The sequence below is a fragment of the Rosenbergiella collisarenosi genome (genome assembly GCF_018494085.1).
GTDB classification, from domain to species: domain Bacteria; phylum Pseudomonadota; class Gammaproteobacteria; order Enterobacterales; family Enterobacteriaceae; genus Rosenbergiella; species Rosenbergiella collisarenosi.
Genome location: NZ_JABBFP010000001.1, coordinates 349,768 through 366,076, shown reverse-complemented (window position 1 = coordinate 366,076; position 16,309 = coordinate 349,768). Strand labels below are relative to the sequence as shown.

The window sequence follows — 16,309 nt, the reverse complement described above, 5'->3', positions numbered from 1 at the left end:
CTTCCTTCTCGCCCTCAAAGAAAACGAAAAATGTCAGCCTATGTAAAAAGGGTTGGGATTCCCCGTTAACCCGCGTAAAACTCCCGCATTAACAACAATTATCGTGTTTATCACACTAAATTTTTGTTACACTTGGCCCGGTTATGCCAGCAAGGAAGTTAGTAAACGTTTAGATTTCATATCGTTTGCACAGCGCATAATACCCGCACGATAGGCGTTAATGTGTCAGGCTCTGACACTGGAGCCAGTTACCTTATTCATTAGGAAGAGTAAATGGATACTTTGCAGGCCCTACTCACCGCACTTTGGCATCAGGATTTTAATACGCTCGCCGATCCCTCGTTGGTTTGGATGCTCTATGGCATCTTGTTTATTATTATCAGCCTAGAGAATGGATTGTTACCTGCGGCCTTTCTACCGGGTGATAGCCTGTTAATTTTAGTTGGAGTACTCATCGCTAAGGGAACAATGAGTTTTCCACTCACGGTCCTTATCCTAACGACCGCCGCCAGCCTCGGTTGTTGGTTCAGCTACATCCAAGGTCGATGGCTGGGAAATACGCCGTTGGTCAAAAAATGGCTATCGCATATCCCCCAAAAGTACCATGAGCGTACTCATACCCTATTCGAGCGGCACGGCCTGGCTGCGTTACTCATTGCTCGCTTCATTGCCTTCGTGCGTACGCTGCTGCCAACGCTAGCAGGCGTATCGGGGTTACGCAGTACACGCTTCCAAATTTTTAACTGGTTGAGCGGTTTTTTGTGGGTGATGATTTTAACCTGTGCCGGTTACGCGCTAGGAAAAACAGCACTCTTCCAGAAGTATGAAGATAAGCTGATGTTCTGCTTAATGCTTTTACCCGTCGTATTATTAGTAGGGGGCTTCGTCGGCTCGTTAATCCTACTTTGGCGCAAGCGTAAAGCGGCATCAAGGCCGCAAGCTTAATGCATTACTCATTAGCCCTAACACAACGTAAGCTCATTATTGGCGCCATAGTCGTTATGATGTTATTACTCATCGGTGGGTTTACTTACCAGCGGGCTTGGCAAACCCCGGAGGCGATCGTCAGGATTAATGTGATTAATCATGGTGTCTCATTACCTGACGGGTTCTTTCTTTATCAGCATCTGAGCGCTAAGGGAATTGCGATAAAAAGTATCACTTCCAATCGTGATTCTTTAACTATTAGCTTTAACTCCACTGATGACAGCCACGCCGCGCAAAGAGTTTTGGCGACAATTCTGGATAATAGCTATCGCATTGAGTAATATTGGTAATTTATTAACCCCCTGCTTTGAACTTTTAAAAACCCCATCTATACTAAAATAAGTGTTGATTAAATGGGTATCTGCTAGCGGTGTTCTCATCTACTCCAGATATTTATTATCTTATTAAACTGGACTTATTTCCCCCCTTAAGGAGTCTCTGATGTCGAAGAATAATGCATCTAACGATTTACGCGCAGAATTAGCTTCATTAGCAGACACACTCGAAGAAGTGTTGAATCAAGGTAATAGCAAATCTCGCACCGAACTTTCTCGCTTACATCAGAAAGCACAGGACGCTGTACAAAACTCTCGCGACCGCCTCGGTGATTCCGGCGAGCGTATCGCGCAATCCACTCGTGATGCAGCACAGAAAGCTGATACTTATGTTCATGATAAACCATGGCATGGTGTAGGGTTAGGCGCAGCAATCGGTTTGGTCGTCGGCATCCTGATTTCACGGCGCTAAGATGAGCGGCTCAAGACCGGGTTCAGCGCCAGGACAAGGCATTCTAGGAGTGGGACAGCGTATCCTGACCACCCTAGTAAGCATCGCTGAGACACGTATCCGCTTAGTCATTGTCGAGCTTGAGGAAGAGAAAGCTAATCTATTGCAAATGCTGCTAATGGTTGGCTTAACGATGATTTTTACTGCGTTTGGATTGATGAGTTTAATGATCCTCGTCATCCTAGCAGTCCCCCCTGATGCTCGACTCTACGCGATCATAATCACCACAGCCGCGCTCTTTGCGCTCGCGATTATTTTCGGCGTATGGGCATTAGTGAAGTCTCGACGCTCTACTTTGTTGAAGCACACTCGTAAAGAGTTGGATACGGATCGTAAACAACTTGAGGAGAAGCAAGCATGAGTCGTCGCGAACGTGAAGCACGCAAACAAGAATTGTTAACCACTATTCAAACGCAACGTATGGATCTTGTCTCTTGTCAGCAACAATGGCTCGTCGCCACTTCACGTTACGACCAACTGTGGTCCACCGCCTACGCTGCACGCCGTTATTTCGCTGTCGGTGGTGGTGTCCTTGCATTATGGGTTGCCAGACGACCCAAGATGCTTGGCCGCATGGTTAAACGCGGCTTTGGACTGTGGAGTAGCTGGCGAATGATTAAAAAAATGATCCCTCGCTAATACTCTTTAGCCGATTCCCGCTAGCGCTGCGGGAATCGCTTCGCTAATACCTTCGGTATTTCACGCAACGCCCACGACTTTGCCTCCCCCATGCTATCCCGTCGCCAGGCCATAATCACGTCGATATCTCGTTGGTAGGTCTCTGAGATAATCTTTAAACGTCCCTGACGTAGATCCTCCTCGATCATCGGATACGGTAGGGTCCCAACGCCCAATCCAGCTAATATCGCGCGATATTTATTCTCTAAATTGCTAACCGTCAAACGCGTTTGTCTATCGAGAACCTGCACGGTAATCGCGGGGCGCTTACGGGCAGAGTCGGCAACCGCTATAGCTCGATATTTTAGTCGTACCGATTCCGCATCCGGGTTCGATTCATTATGAATGGGATGATCGGCACGGGCGACATAAAGACTCTGTATACTATACAATTTGCGGCTATTGATTTCAGTAGAGGTCCGAAAATATAGCGTCGGCGCAATGACAATATCTGCCCGTCCCTCTTCTAGACTTTCCCATGCCCCAGCCAATACCTCAGTGAAGAGGTTTAATTGGGTATGGCTTTTCTCAGCGAGCCTATCCACGAGGGGATAGAGGTATTCACAACTGACCAACGCCTCGCAGACGATGGTGAGCTGTGGCTCCCAGCCACGGGCTAAGGCTTCGGCATCCCCTGCGAGCTTATCAGCCGCATCAAGCAAGAAGCGCCCCCGATCTAACAGTAAGCGCCCGACGTTGGTAAATTTAGTACGGTGGCCGGAACGATCGAAGAGAACAACATCAAGCTCGTCTTCCAACTTCTGCATCGTATAGCTAAGTGCAGAGGGAACTTTACCTAACTCTTCGGCGGCGGCGGCAAAGCTACCGCGCCGCTCTATGGCATCCATCACTCGCAAGGCTTCTAACGTTAACGCGCGCTCTTTTGGCATAGGATCACTTTAAAAAAGTATAGACGGTCGTAACGTGCTTCACGCCATTGACACGACTCGCAAGATCAGCGGCTGCTTGCCCTTCCGCTGCGGTAACGAGGCCCATCAGAAAAACCTCACCATTTTCGGTCGTTACTTTAATACTCGATGACTTTACCTGGTCGCTGGCGAGTAGCTGCGATCGAATTTTAGTGGTAATCCAAGTATCGGAAGAAGAGGTTCCTAAGCTGACATTGCTGCCAATACGAATTTCGTTGTACACCGATACGGTGCCGTCTGTTTTAGACGCGATTTCGCGGGCCGTATCGGCGAGTGCTTGGCTTGGGGCTTGACCAGTAAGGAGTACTTTGCCTTGATAAGCCGTCTCGTTAATGTGTGCCGTCGTTTTGATCTCTTTGTTCGTCGCTAACGCATTCGCGACACGTAACTCTAATGTACCATCATCGACTTGCGTCCCTACGGTACGGGCATCGGTCGCTGACTTAGTCGCAACACCGGCAGATCCAATCAGTACCGCTGCACAACCTTGTAGGGCTAAAGTGCTGCAGACTAAGACAACCAATAGGGGAATCCTCATGACTTTATCTCCTTAACCTTCCTGATGAGGGAAGAGTGAATTATCAATTAATTCACTTAAACAATTTACCGTCAGCATATGCATTTCTTGGATTCGAGCATTACGGTGTGAAGGTATTCTAATTTCAACATCTTGTGGCCCGAGCAATCCTGCCAGCACGCCGCCGTCAAAACCCGTTAATGCTACAATAGTCATATCCCGAGTCACGGCAGCTTCAACAGCCTTGACGATATCTGGGCTATTGCCACGAGTGGATATTGCCAATAGGATATCTCCAGCTTGGCCCAATGCGCGTACCTGTTTAGCATAGATTTCGTCATGCTGGCGGTCATTACCGATTGCCGTCAGCATGATGTTATCCGCACTTAAACAAAATGCAGGCAAACTCGGCCGTTCGGTCTCAAATTGATTGATCATCGTAGCTGTAAAGTGCTGAGCATTCGCCGCAGACGCGCCATTACCACAGCTAAGAATCTTATTACCGTTGAGTAAACACTGGACGATTACCATCGTGGCGCGTGAGATAGCATCAGGCAACGCCTCAGCGGCTGCGATTTGGGTTTGAATACTCTCAGTAAAACACGCTTTAATTCTATCCTGCACTACATCACCTAACTTTGTTGGTCCTAATAAAAGGCGTTTTTAATCCATTCAATGCGTAGTCCTGTTATCGCCACAACATCAAACCGACACTCCGCAGTCGCTAAACACTGATCTTGGCTCGCTAACCAGTATATCGCCGCCCACTTGACCTTCTGCTGTTTACGCCACGTTATTGTCGCGGCTGCGCCACCGTAAGCGTCACTTTTACGATATCGGACTTCGACAAAAACATACGTGGATCCCTCTAGCATAATAAGGTCGAGTTCACCTTGCCGATATAAAACATTGCTGGCAACCCAGACTAATCCTGCCTGACATAGATAGTCGCAGGCAAGCTTTTCCATCTGCTTGCCCTGCGCTCTTCGCGTTAATTGACCGGGACTACCTCCCCGTGAGTATATTGGTTCCATGATAACGTCCTGTTAATCACGCAGTTATGTGTTGCTTTCAGTAACCCAGTATTTCCTTGAACTTGATACCCTGCTTGCTGGCGAAGGGGGGTAAAGTGGTTGGCCAACGTCCACGCATCGACGCCCATGGCGTATAAGCGGGTCAGGGTATAATCTTGATTAAACTGACTGGTTACTTGCTGTTTTAAACTTGGATTTGCCCCGGATAGCAACGGAATATCGCTAAACTGCAGCCCTTCCATTTCAAAGCGAAAATCAGGGCCGGCTCCCGCCTGCGAACTTAGCGAGTTTGCGTAAAAGGCCACATGGCTCTGTGAACCTATCCTCATCGTGATGAGAGGCTTGATCAGGTCTAACGAGGCTTGGTTCGCGACAATGTAGACAGAATCAATATCACCTCCACTGGTCACTGGCTGTGCAGTAGGCGCGTCAAACGTCATACCGGCCACGGTAACGGCGTTATTATCTGAGGTCGACGTCGAGGCTACCGGTGTTCCGGATAACGCTATGCCTGTATTACTATTAACCCTGCTTCTCAAATCGCTTTCAGAACCGATAGGCTGCCGTAAAACAGTCGTTCCCCCCAGTGTTTGCCACTGACGAGTAAAGGCGGTCGCAACGCGGTCCCCCAACGAATTACTCGGTAACAGCAACACCGGCATGCGTTTACCTTGCGCCCACATATGATCGGCGGCATCACGTGCTTCGTTCTCCGGCGACAACGCAAAGTAACAGACGTTAGGGTGATTCTGTAAATCGGTCGGTTCGTTTAGCGCCAAAATATTCAGCGACGTCGACGTGGCAACGGCCTTGGCTACATCGTCTTTTAAAAGTGGTCCGACTACTAGGGTCGCGCCGTCTTGTTGTGCCTGCTGCAACAACTGGTCGATCGGGTGTCCGTTCGTGTCGTAGACTTTTATTTGGGCGGCGGTATTTGCCGCGGCAGTGTGAGGAATGCCTGGCTGCTGATCCTGTCCAGTTGTTGTGGCTGGGGTAGGCGCTGACGGGCTGACCGCTGCATTGTTCGCGGCACTCGCAGACGATTCAGGGGCTTGGATCACGGCATCACTAGCGGCTGGAGCGCTCGTTGCGAGGTGACCGTTATGCGCATCTTCAAACCCTTGTTCGATCGCTTTAGAAAAAACCGCCCCCGGTCCAGTCAGCGGTAAAAGTAACGCTATCGTGCTAGTGGAAGCCACAGAAAGGTTCATAACTTGAGCCAGCCCAGCCGGTAAGGTTTTCGACGCTGGGTTATCCGGGTAGCGCGTCTGCCAATCTTTTACCGCGCTTTTTAGCGTATCTTGATTACCGCGATTTTGGTAGTAAACACCTAAAAGATCTAACCAGCCCTGTAGAATATTTTCGTTGGCATTAATGGTAATATTACCGGCTTGATCTTGGGGAATTGTCACCAAGGTCTGCCAAGTCGCATCGAGATTTTTCTGTTGAGCTGTCGCGGGCAATGTCGATTGTAGAGCAATATGAGCCCGCAATACGTCAACAGGCGCCTCACCCGGTGCGCTATCAATGATAAGCTGATAATAACGCTGACGCTGAGCATCGCTTAATGTCGATGCTGAGACCGCGGTTAACTGTTTAGCTGCAGCAGAAAATTGTTTCTGTTTAATGGCAAACTGAGCGGACAATAAATGACTCTCTGCCTGTTGCTCGGCATTAAGTTGACTCGGTAGCTGTTGCAACAGCTGTCCAGCTTGGGGCACCTTTCCCTCGTCGAGAAGTGCGCGTATTGCGAGTAATTGCCAATGACTCCTGCTATCATCTTGGCTTTGCTGCATCTGTTGCAGATAATAGGCAGACCCCTGATTCGCTGTGGGTTGGAGAGATGCCGATGGTGTCTGATTATTTTGATTAACACCACAGGCGGCCAAAATTAATCCGGCCAACACAACAGGAACAAAACGCCCTGCGTTACGACGATTCACAAATGAAGAAAGCATAGAGTACCTATTATGTTTTTCTCAGAACGCCCTATAGTAAAGCGGCAATTCGGATGAAACAATGAAACAACACGATCAGTCAGAGATTTCTGTAGGAACATTATATATCGTTCCTACCCCCATTGGTAACTTGGCCGATATTACCCAACGCGCACTGACAGTATTGGCCAGTGTCGATCTTGTTGCAGCAGAAGATACACGTCATACCGGTCTGCTTCTACAACATTTCGCCATCAATGCGCGCTTATTCTCATTGCATGATCACAATGAACAGCAAAAAGCCGATCTATTGATAAGTAAATTACAACAAGGTGAAAGTATAGCCTTGGTTTCAGATGCCGGAACCCCCCTGATCAACGATCCGGGCTATCACCTCGTTACGCGCTGCCGTCAGGCCGGGCTGAAGGTCGTTCCCCTACCCGGCGCCTGTGCGGCAATCACCGCATTGAGTGCTTCAGGTCTACCGTCTGATCGTTTTTGTTACGAAGGTTTTCTCCCCGCGAAAAGTAAGGGACGTCGTGATGCGCTACGGGCGGTCGTCGAAGAGCCTCGTACCCTCATTTTCTACGAATCGACCCACCGCCTTCTCGATTGTCTAGGCGATATGGTTACTGAGTTGGGGGAGCACAGACACGTTGTGTTGGCCCGTGAGATCACCAAGACCTGGGAGTCGATTTACGGCGCCCCAGTGGGCGAATTACTCGCCTGGGTACAAGCTGACGATAATCGCCGCAAGGGCGAAATGGTTCTTATCGTCGCGGGCTACCAGGTACAAGACGACGATCTACCGGTTGAAGCCTTGCGAACACTCGCATTATTGCAGGCTGAGCTTCCTTTGAGGAAAGCGGCGGCACTGGCGGCGGAGATCCATGGCGTGAAGAAAAATGCGCTATACAAGCATGGGTTGGCACAGCAGCAGGCTAATTAAACGATAGAAAAACGTGACAATCACTGCAATTTCCCCTATCATCCGCCGCCGAAGCTGACCAGACAGTCGCCGCTTCGTCGTCGTCCCGAAAGGGAGACGGGCGGAGGGGAGGAAAGTCCGGGCTCCATAGGGCAGGGTGCCAGGTAACGCCTGGGAGGCGCAAGCCTACGACCAGTGCAACAGAGAGCAAACCGCCGATGGCCCGCAAGGGATCAGGTAAGGGTGAAAGGGTGCGGTAAGAGCGCACCGCGCGGCTGGCAACAGTCCGTGGCACGGTAAACTCCACCCGGAGCAAGGCCAAATAGGGGTTCACATGGTACGGCCCGTACTGAACCCGGGTAGGCTGCTTGAGCCAGTGAGCGATTGCTGGCCTAGAGGAATGACTGTCCACGACAGAACCCGGCTTACCGGTCAGCTTCACCTTCTTCGAGAAGAGGTTACTGCATGCAGTAACCTCTTTTTTTATGCCCCGATCACCCGATCTTTACCGGCCAAGAAACCCATTATCATCATAATGACTGCACATATCGTGCAGAAGAGTATGGGTAAATGCCAGCCGCCACTTTGGTCATGGAGTTTACCGATAGCGGCAGGCCCAGCAGCAGCCAGTAGATATCCGATAGCCTGTGCCATTCCCGAGAGCGCTACGGCTTGGTGAGCAGAAACACTACGTAGCCCAATTAACGATAAGCCCAAAATCATCGCGGCACCCGATCCGACTCCGGCGATACTCACCCATACTATCGCCCAGCTGGGCATTCCCCACAGTCCTAGCAGGCTTATCACCCATAGAGCCGCCATCATCATCGCGATCCACCGTTGGTCGCGATAACGGACGATCACCGCTCCGATAATCAGGCCGGGTAGCGCGGTAGCCAATTGCAGAAGTCCGTGTAAACTTCCCGCCTGCGTGGCGCTAAAACCGCTGTCCACTAAAAAGGTCGGTAGCCAGCTGACGAGTACATAGTACACTAACGAATTAAGGCCTAAAAATAGGGTAATTTGCCACGCCAATGCTGAGCGCCAGATCTGTCGATCACTACTCATTGCCGGCCGAGATAGGCCTGACACCGAGTGACCTTTAAGCTGCAGAGTCCAGACGGCTAGGGCTAGAAGGGGTAAAAGCAAGAGGCTAAACGATGCCCATGCCCAGCCCAATTTCGCGGCGAGAGGGACGACGATTACCGACGCTAGTGCCGCACTCACCCCCATCGTTAACGAGTAAGCCCCAGTCATTTTCGGGAGCGTTGCAGCAAAATCTCGTTTAAGTAAACTCGGCAAAATAACATTCCCTACCGCAATGCCAGCACCGATAAGTACGGTACCCAAATAAAGCGCAGAGATATGTCCGATTGAACGCAGTACAACTCCTAAGCAGATAACTACCAGTGCTACAGCAACGCTCCGCTCTAACCCGAGATGGCGCGTCAATAAGGGGACGAGCGGTGATAGCAGCGCGAAGGCCAGTAGCGGTAGAGTAGTCAGTAGCCCAATCTGCAGGGTGTCCAACTGCAAAGAGTCACCCAACGTGGGTAAGAGTGGCGCAATTCCAGTAAACGGTGCGCGTAGCGTCATGGCGACTAATAGAATGCCGATGAACAATGATCGCTTAGTAACAGATGAAGTCATGAAAGTGTCTCAACCTAAAAAAATCAGTCGATAGCATAGCGTTTCTTATGCAGCGTTAAATCAAGCTATAATGACAATTTATCGCTAAAAGTTGCCAAAATGCTAGCACCCACTATGCCTAAAGGGTTCGACCCTGACCATCATCTCGATAAGGTAGGAGCCTTTCATGTTAAAGCAGAGGACTCTTTTCATGAGGTGCCTCGCCACAAACACCGCAAAGGACAACTTATTGTGCCATTACAGGGCACAATAACCTGCCACGTCGAGGAGAGCATCTGGATGGCACCGACCGGTCAAGCCATCTGGATCCCGGGACACGTTATCCACAGTAACCAAATCTCGTCACAGGCAGAGTTTTGCTTCGTTTTTATCGATCCAGGACTCGCCACAATGCCTGACGAATGCTGTACTTTACGTATCTCGTCACTCCTTAAAGAACTTATTTTTGCCTTAGCTGCCCTACCCCTTAGCCATTATCAGACCCCAGAGGCACAGCGACTGATTAGCGTTTTATTGGATCAACTCGTACGGCAGCCTAGCGGAAAGCTACAGCTTCCCGTCTCTGGTCATCCGAAAATTAAATTCTTAGTCGATGAAATGCGTAAGCCAGGAAACGTAAAGTATTCAGCAGCCTACTGGGCTAAAACATTAGCCTTAAGCGAACGAAGTTTTGCGAGGTTGATGGTTAATGAAACGGGGTTAAGCTTTCGTCCATGGCGACAACAGCTGCAATTGCTGCTCGCCATCAACCAGTTGGTCGATGGCGAGCGAGTGGAAACCATTGCGCATGAGTTAGGCTACGAATCGGTGACTGCGTTTATCACCATGTTTAAGAAGGCACTCGGCACCACCCCCAATCAATATCGCCAACGCGTGGCAGCGCCGAAATAACCTTGAGTCCAGCTTTAACGATACTTACGGTGGTTTTCGTTACGTAACGCGACAATTTCATGGGCGGTTTGCTTGGCTTCGCTTATCTTTCCTTGCTTAACCTGCTTCTCCGCCAGCGTAATTTTCGCCAGCAGCTGGTCGAAGGCGCTGCGCCATCCCTGCATCGCAGGGCTTTGGGCCGTACTTCCCGCCAGCGACGGCGGCGTCGCGGTCCTCGCATCTTCCGCTGCATGGCGCATCGTAGCCAAGGCTTGCTGCATCTCACCCCCTTGATCACTACTCAGTACCGTACTCAGTCCTGAAGATAAGCTCAACATGTCACCTTCGAGATCGGCGGCATGCGCAGCAAGCGATAATGACGAGCAAAATAGCACACCACTCATGACCATAAGATTGACCTTACGCATTACAACTCCCTGCTGATTATTGTCCGGCAATACTCATTTGTTCTAACAGAATCGACCCACATTGGATATTTCCACGCTCATCAATATCATCGCCGACCGTTACCATCGTACGCCACATATCTTGTAGATTACTCGCGATAGTGATCTCGCTCACCGGATATTGAATTTCGCCATTCTCCACCCAGAAACCCGCAGCACCACGGGAATAATCGCCGGTCATCGCACTGACGCCCTGCCCCATTAGCTCAGTGACAACGAGCCCTGTTCCCATTCTTTTTAAGAGCTGTTCAAAGCTTTGACCTTGCCCAGCTAAACGCCAGTTATGGATCCCTCCCGCGTGGCCCGTACTCTGCAAGCCCAGCTTACGCGCAGAATAACTGGTCATTAACCACGTCTGTAAGACGCCTTGGTCGACGATAGTACGCTGCTGGGTCCGCACACCTTCGCTATCAAACGGGGAGGAGGCGGTACCTTTAAGTAGGTGCGGCTGCTCGATAATTGATAGCCACTCAGGAAAAATTTGCTTACCTAAACTGTCGAGTAGGAACGTCGATTTGCGATAGACACTACTGCCGCTGATCGCGCCGACGAGATGACCAATCAGTCCGCTCGCGACTTCTGGGGCGAAGAGCACTGGAGCTTTACGTGTCGATAGCTTTTGTGGAGAGAGACGAGACAACGTGCGTCGTGCACACTCTTGGCCTACCCATTCAGCGCTCTGCAGATCAGCAAAATCACGTCCAGAGGTATAGGCATAATCGCGCTCCATCTGGCCATCTTGCTCGGCGATTACGGAGCTAAACATCGAGTGACGCGTTGAACAATAACTTTTCAGGAAGCCATGACTATTACCGAAGACACGGATCCCCGCATGACTACTGAAACTGCCCCCTTCGCTATTAACGATACGAGTATCGCAGGCTAACGCCGCTTGTTCAGCCGCTGCTGCATATTCTATCGCCCGATCAGGGGTTATCTCCAAAGGATGATACAGATCTAAATCTGGCGCATCCCATGCCAGCAACGAGGCCTCGGCCACGTCCGAAAAAGGATCTTCTGAGGTGTAGCGAGCAATATCAGTCGCCGCCTGTACCGCTCGCTCAATCGCCGCGGGGCTTAAATCGGTCGACGAGGCGCTGCCCTTACGCTGACCCAAATAAACGGTGATACCTAACGCACCATCGCTATTAAATTCAACGTTTTCGACTTCGCCGTAGCGAGTACTTACGCTCAGTCCCGTGGTTTTATTCACCGCGACTTCTGCGCCATCTGTGCGGCTTTTTGCGAAGGTTAAGGCGTGTTCGACTGCTTGTTCAAGAACCTTTTGTTGTTCTAAAACTTGAAGAGATTCACTCATTGCTCTGCCATCTGCTGTTATCTGAAGGTAGAATGAGTTTAACAGAGTCAGAGAACAATTTCGCAGTCTGGCTGTAACCTGATAGCATAAGCCACTTTTTTTAGGAGCCCTACCATGATTAACCCGCCCGATGAGTGGCTCGACCACCAGCCTGATCCACAAGATGAAGAAGACGAAGAGATTATTTGGGTCAGCAAAAGCGAAATTAAGCGCGATGCAGAAGAACTCAAACGTCTCGGAATGGAGCTAATGGAGTTAAGCAAAAATGCTCTCGATCGTATTCCGCTTGATGAGGAATTACGCCAAGCCATTGAGTTAGCGCAACGAATTAAAAAAGAAGGACGCCGTCGCCAAATCCAGCTGATTGGCAAGATGTTACGTTCCCGCGACGAGCAACCGATCCGCCTCGCGTTGGATAAATTAAAAAATAGGCATAATCAGCAAGTCGCTCTGTTTCATAAGCTTGAAGTATTACGTGATCGCCTGATCGAAAATGGAGATAGCGCGATGGATGAGGTTATCGAACTCTATCCTACGGCCGACCGCCAACAGCTGCGCAGCCTTATCCGCAATGCACAGAAAGAGAAAGCGACGAATAAGCCTCCTAAGTCCTCGCGTCAGATTTTCCAATACCTACGTGAGTTAGCAGAAGCATAACTGACGAAAACCGCTCAGCTAAGATACTGAGCGGCCTTTCATCCTTAGACCGTGGAAGTTGCTGCGAGTCTATCGAGTAATTTCTGATGGATCCCTTCGAAACCACCGTTACTCATTACTAGAATTACATCCCCGGGTTTCACCGATTTCGTAATCATCGTAACGAGATTATTGATATCGGCGCTCCATTGAACAGGCTGAACGCAGGCTTCTGCAACGTCCGACACTTGCCAAGGGATATGACTCGGCTGGAACAGAAACACCTCATCGGCACGCGCGAGTGATGGAGCAAGCTCATTCTTACTGACACCAAGTTTCATGGTATTCGACCGAGGTTCCAATACGGCGAGAATACGCCGAGTCCCGCCGATCTTACTGCGTAAGGCTGAGAGGGTCGCGAGGATAGCGGTCGGATGGTGCGCAAAATCATCATAGACTTCAATACCGTTCACCGTGCCGCGTAGCTCTAAGCGTCGTCTCGCGTTGATAAAATTATTTAGCGCTTGTGCTGCATCCTGCGGGGTGATCCCCACGTGCCGAGCCGCTGCTATAGCCATTAAGCCGTTGTGCATATTGTGTTCGCCCACTAAGCCCCACTGCACTTCAGCGACGACTTGGTCCCCTAATTGAACAGTCCACTGCGAGGCATCTGGGCAGGTTTTCTTCGCCTGCCACTGTCCTTGCGGACCGACAGTCTCTTGCTCGCTCCAGCAGCCCATTCCGACGACATGACGCAGGTTATTATCCTGCTCCGGCCAAATCACTTTTCCTTGCCCCGGGACGATACGTAACAGATGATGGAACTGCTTTTTCACCGCATTAAGGTCGTCAAAAATATCGGCATGATCGAATTCAAGATTATTCAAGACCAATGTACGCGGACAGTAATGCACAAACTTCGAGCGCTTATCGAAAAAGGCACTGTCGTATTCATCGGCTTCAATGACGAAAAATGGACTATCACCGAGTCGCGCTGAAACATCGAAATTACCAGGTACGCCGCCGATAACAAAACCTGGCGCCATGCCACACGACTCGAGGATCCAAGCAAGCATACCGGAAGTCGTCGTTTTACCGTGCGTCCCGGCAACCGCTAACACCCAACGATCACGCAGGATAAAATCGTGTAGCCATTGCGGCCCTGAAACGTAAGGAATATTGTTTTCCAACACCGCTTCGACGCATGGATTTCCACGAGACATCGCGTTGCCGATAATCACAAGATCAGGGACAGGACTAAGTTGTTGCGGATCATAGCCCTGAGTCAGGCTAATCCCTTCCTTTTCCAATAACGTGCTCATCGGCGGATATACGTTGGCATCAGACCCTGTCACCTCATGGCCCAACGCGCGCGCGAGGATGGCTAAGCCACCCATAAATGTTCCACAGATACCGAGAATATGAATTCGCATAAAGAGATCTACCACTAAGTTTTTTGTACAGTTTACCTATATCGCATTCAGGAGCAACTGAGAGGATTGATTTGATCCAATCCTAGGTGTAGCTTGACTATACTGTTAATGAAAAGTAAATCAATTTACAACCAGGATACGCAATGAAGACCTTAGGCGAATTTATTGTTGAAAAACAAGCAGACTTCCCTCATGCCACCGGTGAACTCACCGCCCTTCTTTCAGCAATTAAACTTGGCGCGAAAATTATTCATCGCGATATTAATAAAGCAGGCCTATTAGATATTCTCGGCGCGAATGGAATCGAAAACGTTCAGGGCGAGCAGCAAATGAAGCTCGACCTCTATGCTAACGAAAAATTAAAATCTGCGCTAAAAGCCCGGGGTATCGTGGCGGGTATCGCTTCAGAAGAGGAAGATGAGTTTGTTATCTTCGAAGGATCTGAGGATGGCCGTTACGTCGTGCTGATGGACCCGTTGGATGGCTCATCAAATATTGATGTTAACGTTTCGGTGGGAACCATCTTTTCCATCTACCACCGCGTCACTCCGGTCGGTACTCCGATCACTGACGAGGATTTTATGCAACCCGGTCGCCAACAAGTCGCCGCCGGCTATGTGGTCTACGGCTCCTCTACCATGCTGGTTTATACCACCGGTAACGGGGTTAATGCCTTTACCTACGATCCTTCATTAGGGGTGTTCTGCTTGAACCAAGAACGCCTGACCTACCCGCCTACCGGTAAAATGTACTCGATTAACGAAGGGTATTATGTGCACTTTCCGATTGGCGTGAAAAAATACCTGAAATTTTGCCAAGAAGAAGACGCCGCAACGTTCCGCCCATACACCTCAAGGTATATCGGCTCGTTAGTGGCAGACTTCCACCGTAACCTTCTAAAAGGCGGTATCTACCTCTACCCACAAACCGCGAGCCACCCTACAGGCAAGCTGCGTTTGCTGTATGAGTGCAATCCAATGGCTTTCCTTGCGGAACAAGCAGGCGGAAAAGCGAGCGATGGTGTGAATCGAATCCTCGATTTACAACCGAAAACTATCCACGAGCGCTGCCCTTTCTACGTCGGTAATCAATACATGGTTGAGGATGTTGAACGTTTTATCAGTGAAAATCAGTAAGCGATTAAAAAAATCGGACACATAACGGTGCGTAATTCGCTATACTGCGCACCACAAATTTTACTGATAATTAGGAATCAATCATGAGCTTGAACCTTGTAGAAGCAGGTAAAGACTTACCAGAAGATATCAACGTTGTTATTGAAATCCCTGCAAACGCTGCACCGATCAAATATGAAGTTGATAAAGAATCAGGCGCTCTGTTTGTTGACCGTTTCATGGCGACGGCAATGTTTTACCCATGTAACTATGGTTATATCAACCACACTCTCTCTTTAGATGGTGACCCGGTTGATGTGTTAGTCCCAACGCCTTACCCATTACAGCCAGGCTCAGTGATTCGCTGCCGTCCGGTGGGTGTATTGAAAATGACAGATGAGTCTGGTGAAGATGCTAAAGTCATCGCCGTCCCGCACAGTAAGCTGTCTAAAGAATACGAGCACATCAAAGACGTTAATGATCTGCCAGAGCTACTCCGTGGTCAAATCGCACACTTCTTCGAGCAATATAAAGCGCTGGAAAAAGGTAAGTGGGTGAAAGTCGAAGGTTGGGGTGACGCGGCGGCGGCGAAAGCTGAGATCGTTTCTTCTTTCGAACGCGCACAACAGAAGTAAGTTTTAAAAAAATGCCGTCGATCTCGACGGCATTTTTATTTTAAGGTTGTTCACTCCTATCAAGCCAATTTCCACTCGGAATTTGCTGGCGACCCGCCACCGAACGCTGGTAAATATACATCCAAGCGCTGCCATAAGGCGTTGAAACCAGTTGACGTTTATACTCGCCCCCTTTGGTTCTCAACGCATCAAGCTCTCCTAAGGTCATGGCATCAATACGATAGACTTCACCCTCAATGGTTCCTTCACCGGGGACAACCCCCGGATAGTGGCCAAGATTGTAGAGCTCATAGCCTTCGACTTGGTAGTCACCCAGCCACTGAGCATTGGTCATCCAATGACTATTTCCCTGCTTACGTCTTAAACTACCATAGACAATAATTCGCATA

At 49.7% G+C, this 16,309-nt stretch carries 20 protein-coding genes and 1 other RNA gene; 11 read left to right on the top strand and 10 right to left on the bottom strand.

What is annotated here, in order from left to right; translation table 11 throughout:
- Nucleotides 1–273 precede the first annotated feature (273 nt).
- The 5 genes from HGT70_RS01665 to HGT70_RS01645 all read left to right on the top strand — a co-directional run bounded on the left by HGT70_RS01665 (nt 274) and on the right by HGT70_RS01645 (nt 2,412).
- Nucleotides 274–945: a DedA family protein gene (locus HGT70_RS01665; RefSeq protein WP_071433980.1), complete on the top strand. Its 672-nt coding sequence runs from the start codon at nt 274–276 to the stop codon at nt 943–945.
- Nucleotides 945–1,268, top strand: coding sequence for an EnvZ/OmpR regulon moderator MzrA (mzrA, locus tag HGT70_RS01660; protein ID WP_214194724.1), 324 nt, complete (start codon nt 945–947; stop codon nt 1,266–1,268). The genes HGT70_RS01665 and mzrA overlap by 1 nt, the downstream gene beginning before the upstream one ends.
- Before the next feature lie 160 nt (nt 1,269–1,428).
- Complete coding sequence (locus tag HGT70_RS01655; protein ID WP_071433976.1) at nt 1,429–1,734, top strand: ElaB/YgaM/YqjD family protein; 306 nt, start codon at nt 1,429–1,431, stop codon at nt 1,732–1,734.
- Between the two features lies 1 nt (nt 1,735).
- Entirely contained in the window at nt 1,736–2,134 is a 399-nt protein-coding gene (locus HGT70_RS01650) for a phage holin family protein (RefSeq protein WP_071433974.1), read from the top strand.
- Nucleotides 2,131–2,412, top strand: a complete 282-nt coding sequence (locus HGT70_RS01645; protein WP_071433972.1) for a YqjK-like family protein — start codon at nt 2,131–2,133, stop codon at nt 2,410–2,412. The genes HGT70_RS01650 and HGT70_RS01645 overlap by 4 nt, the downstream gene beginning before the upstream one ends.
- A gap of 20 nt (nt 2,413–2,432) precedes the next feature.
- On the opposite strand, the gene HGT70_RS01640 is transcribed toward HGT70_RS01645, so the two are convergent.
- Genes HGT70_RS01640 through HGT70_RS01620 form a run of 5 tightly spaced genes read right to left on the bottom strand, consistent with a single transcriptional unit; the run spans nt 2,433 to nt 6,889 of the window.
- Nucleotides 2,433–3,341 (bottom strand): LysR family transcriptional regulator, encoded by a 909-nt coding sequence (locus HGT70_RS01640; RefSeq protein WP_214194723.1) that lies wholly within the window; start codon nt 3,339–3,341, stop codon nt 2,433–2,435.
- A gap of 4 nt (nt 3,342–3,345) precedes the next feature.
- Nucleotides 3,346–3,918: a division/outer membrane stress-associated lipid-binding lipoprotein gene (gene dolP / locus HGT70_RS01635; RefSeq protein WP_071433968.1), complete on the bottom strand. Its 573-nt coding sequence runs from the start codon at nt 3,916–3,918 to the stop codon at nt 3,346–3,348.
- Between the two features lie 12 nt (nt 3,919–3,930).
- The gene (gene diaA / locus HGT70_RS01630) at nt 3,931–4,521 is read right to left on the bottom strand and encodes a DnaA initiator-associating protein DiaA (RefSeq protein ID WP_071433966.1); all 591 of its coding nucleotides are present in this window, start codon (nt 4,519–4,521) and stop codon (nt 3,931–3,933) included.
- Between the two features lie 23 nt (nt 4,522–4,544).
- Nucleotides 4,545–4,931, bottom strand: a complete 387-nt coding sequence (locus HGT70_RS01625) for a YraN family protein (RefSeq protein ID WP_214194722.1) — start codon at nt 4,929–4,931, stop codon at nt 4,545–4,547.
- Nucleotides 4,889–6,889, bottom strand: a complete 2,001-nt coding sequence (locus HGT70_RS01620) for a penicillin-binding protein activator (RefSeq protein WP_214194721.1) — start codon at nt 6,887–6,889, stop codon at nt 4,889–4,891. Before HGT70_RS01620 ends, HGT70_RS01625 begins: the two co-directional genes overlap by 43 nt.
- A gap of 61 nt (nt 6,890–6,950) precedes the next feature.
- Between HGT70_RS01620 and rsmI the strand changes: the two genes are divergently transcribed.
- Together rsmI and rnpB are read left to right on the top strand one after the other, a co-directional pair.
- Nucleotides 6,951–7,817, top strand: a complete 867-nt coding sequence (rsmI, locus tag HGT70_RS01615; protein WP_214194720.1) for a 16S rRNA (cytidine(1402)-2'-O)-methyltransferase — start codon at nt 6,951–6,953, stop codon at nt 7,815–7,817.
- A gap of 50 nt (nt 7,818–7,867) precedes the next feature.
- Nucleotides 7,868–8,240, top strand: an RNA gene (gene rnpB / locus HGT70_RS01610) — RNase P RNA component class A.
- Between the two features lie 39 nt (nt 8,241–8,279).
- Here the strand turns inward: rnpB and HGT70_RS01605 are convergent.
- Entirely contained in the window at nt 8,280–9,446 is a 1,167-nt protein-coding gene (locus tag HGT70_RS01605; protein WP_071433958.1) for an MFS transporter, read from the bottom strand.
- A gap of 99 nt (nt 9,447–9,545) precedes the next feature.
- Between HGT70_RS01605 and HGT70_RS01600 the strand changes: the two genes are divergently transcribed.
- Nucleotides 9,546–10,337, top strand: a complete 792-nt coding sequence (locus HGT70_RS01600; RefSeq protein ID WP_071433956.1) for an AraC family transcriptional regulator — start codon at nt 9,546–9,548, stop codon at nt 10,335–10,337.
- Between the two features lie 14 nt (nt 10,338–10,351).
- Here HGT70_RS01600 and HGT70_RS01595 read toward each other — a convergent pair whose 3' ends face one another.
- Both HGT70_RS01595 and pmbA read right to left on the bottom strand, forming a co-directional pair.
- Nucleotides 10,352–10,744 carry a cytochrome b562 gene (locus HGT70_RS01595; protein WP_214194719.1) on the bottom strand — a complete coding sequence of 131 codons (393 nt, stop codon included), beginning with the start codon at nt 10,742–10,744 and terminating at the stop codon, nt 10,352–10,354.
- Between the two features lie 16 nt (nt 10,745–10,760).
- Complete coding sequence (gene pmbA, locus HGT70_RS01590) at nt 10,761–12,101, bottom strand: metalloprotease PmbA (RefSeq protein WP_214194718.1); 1,341 nt, start codon at nt 12,099–12,101, stop codon at nt 10,761–10,763.
- A 114-nt stretch (nt 12,102–12,215) separates the two neighbouring features.
- Here pmbA and yjgA point away from each other — a divergent pair, with 114 nt between their 5' ends.
- Nucleotides 12,216–12,758, top strand: a complete 543-nt coding sequence (gene yjgA / locus HGT70_RS01585; RefSeq protein ID WP_071433950.1) for a ribosome biogenesis factor YjgA — start codon at nt 12,216–12,218, stop codon at nt 12,756–12,758.
- 44 nt (nt 12,759–12,802) lie between these two features.
- Here the strand turns inward: yjgA and mpl are convergent, their stop codons facing one another.
- Nucleotides 12,803–14,170 (bottom strand): UDP-N-acetylmuramate:L-alanyl-gamma-D-glutamyl-meso-diaminopimelate ligase, encoded by a 1,368-nt coding sequence (gene mpl / locus HGT70_RS01580; protein WP_071433949.1) that lies wholly within the window; start codon nt 14,168–14,170, stop codon nt 12,803–12,805.
- Between the two features lie 143 nt (nt 14,171–14,313).
- On the opposite strand from mpl, the gene fbp reads away from it, so the two are divergent.
- Nucleotides 14,314–15,306, top strand: a complete 993-nt coding sequence (fbp, locus tag HGT70_RS01575) for a class 1 fructose-bisphosphatase (RefSeq protein ID WP_214194717.1) — start codon at nt 14,314–14,316, stop codon at nt 15,304–15,306.
- An 83-nt stretch (nt 15,307–15,389) separates the two neighbouring features.
- Entirely contained in the window at nt 15,390–15,920 is a 531-nt protein-coding gene (gene ppa / locus HGT70_RS01570; protein ID WP_214194716.1) for an inorganic diphosphatase, read from the top strand.
- A 40-nt stretch (nt 15,921–15,960) separates the two neighbouring features.
- Here ppa and HGT70_RS01565 read toward each other — a convergent pair whose 3' ends face one another.
- Nucleotides 15,961–16,308: a gamma-glutamylcyclotransferase family protein gene (locus HGT70_RS01565; RefSeq protein ID WP_071433943.1), complete on the bottom strand. Its 348-nt coding sequence runs from the start codon at nt 16,306–16,308 to the stop codon at nt 15,961–15,963.
- Nucleotide 16,309 lies beyond the last annotated feature (1 nt).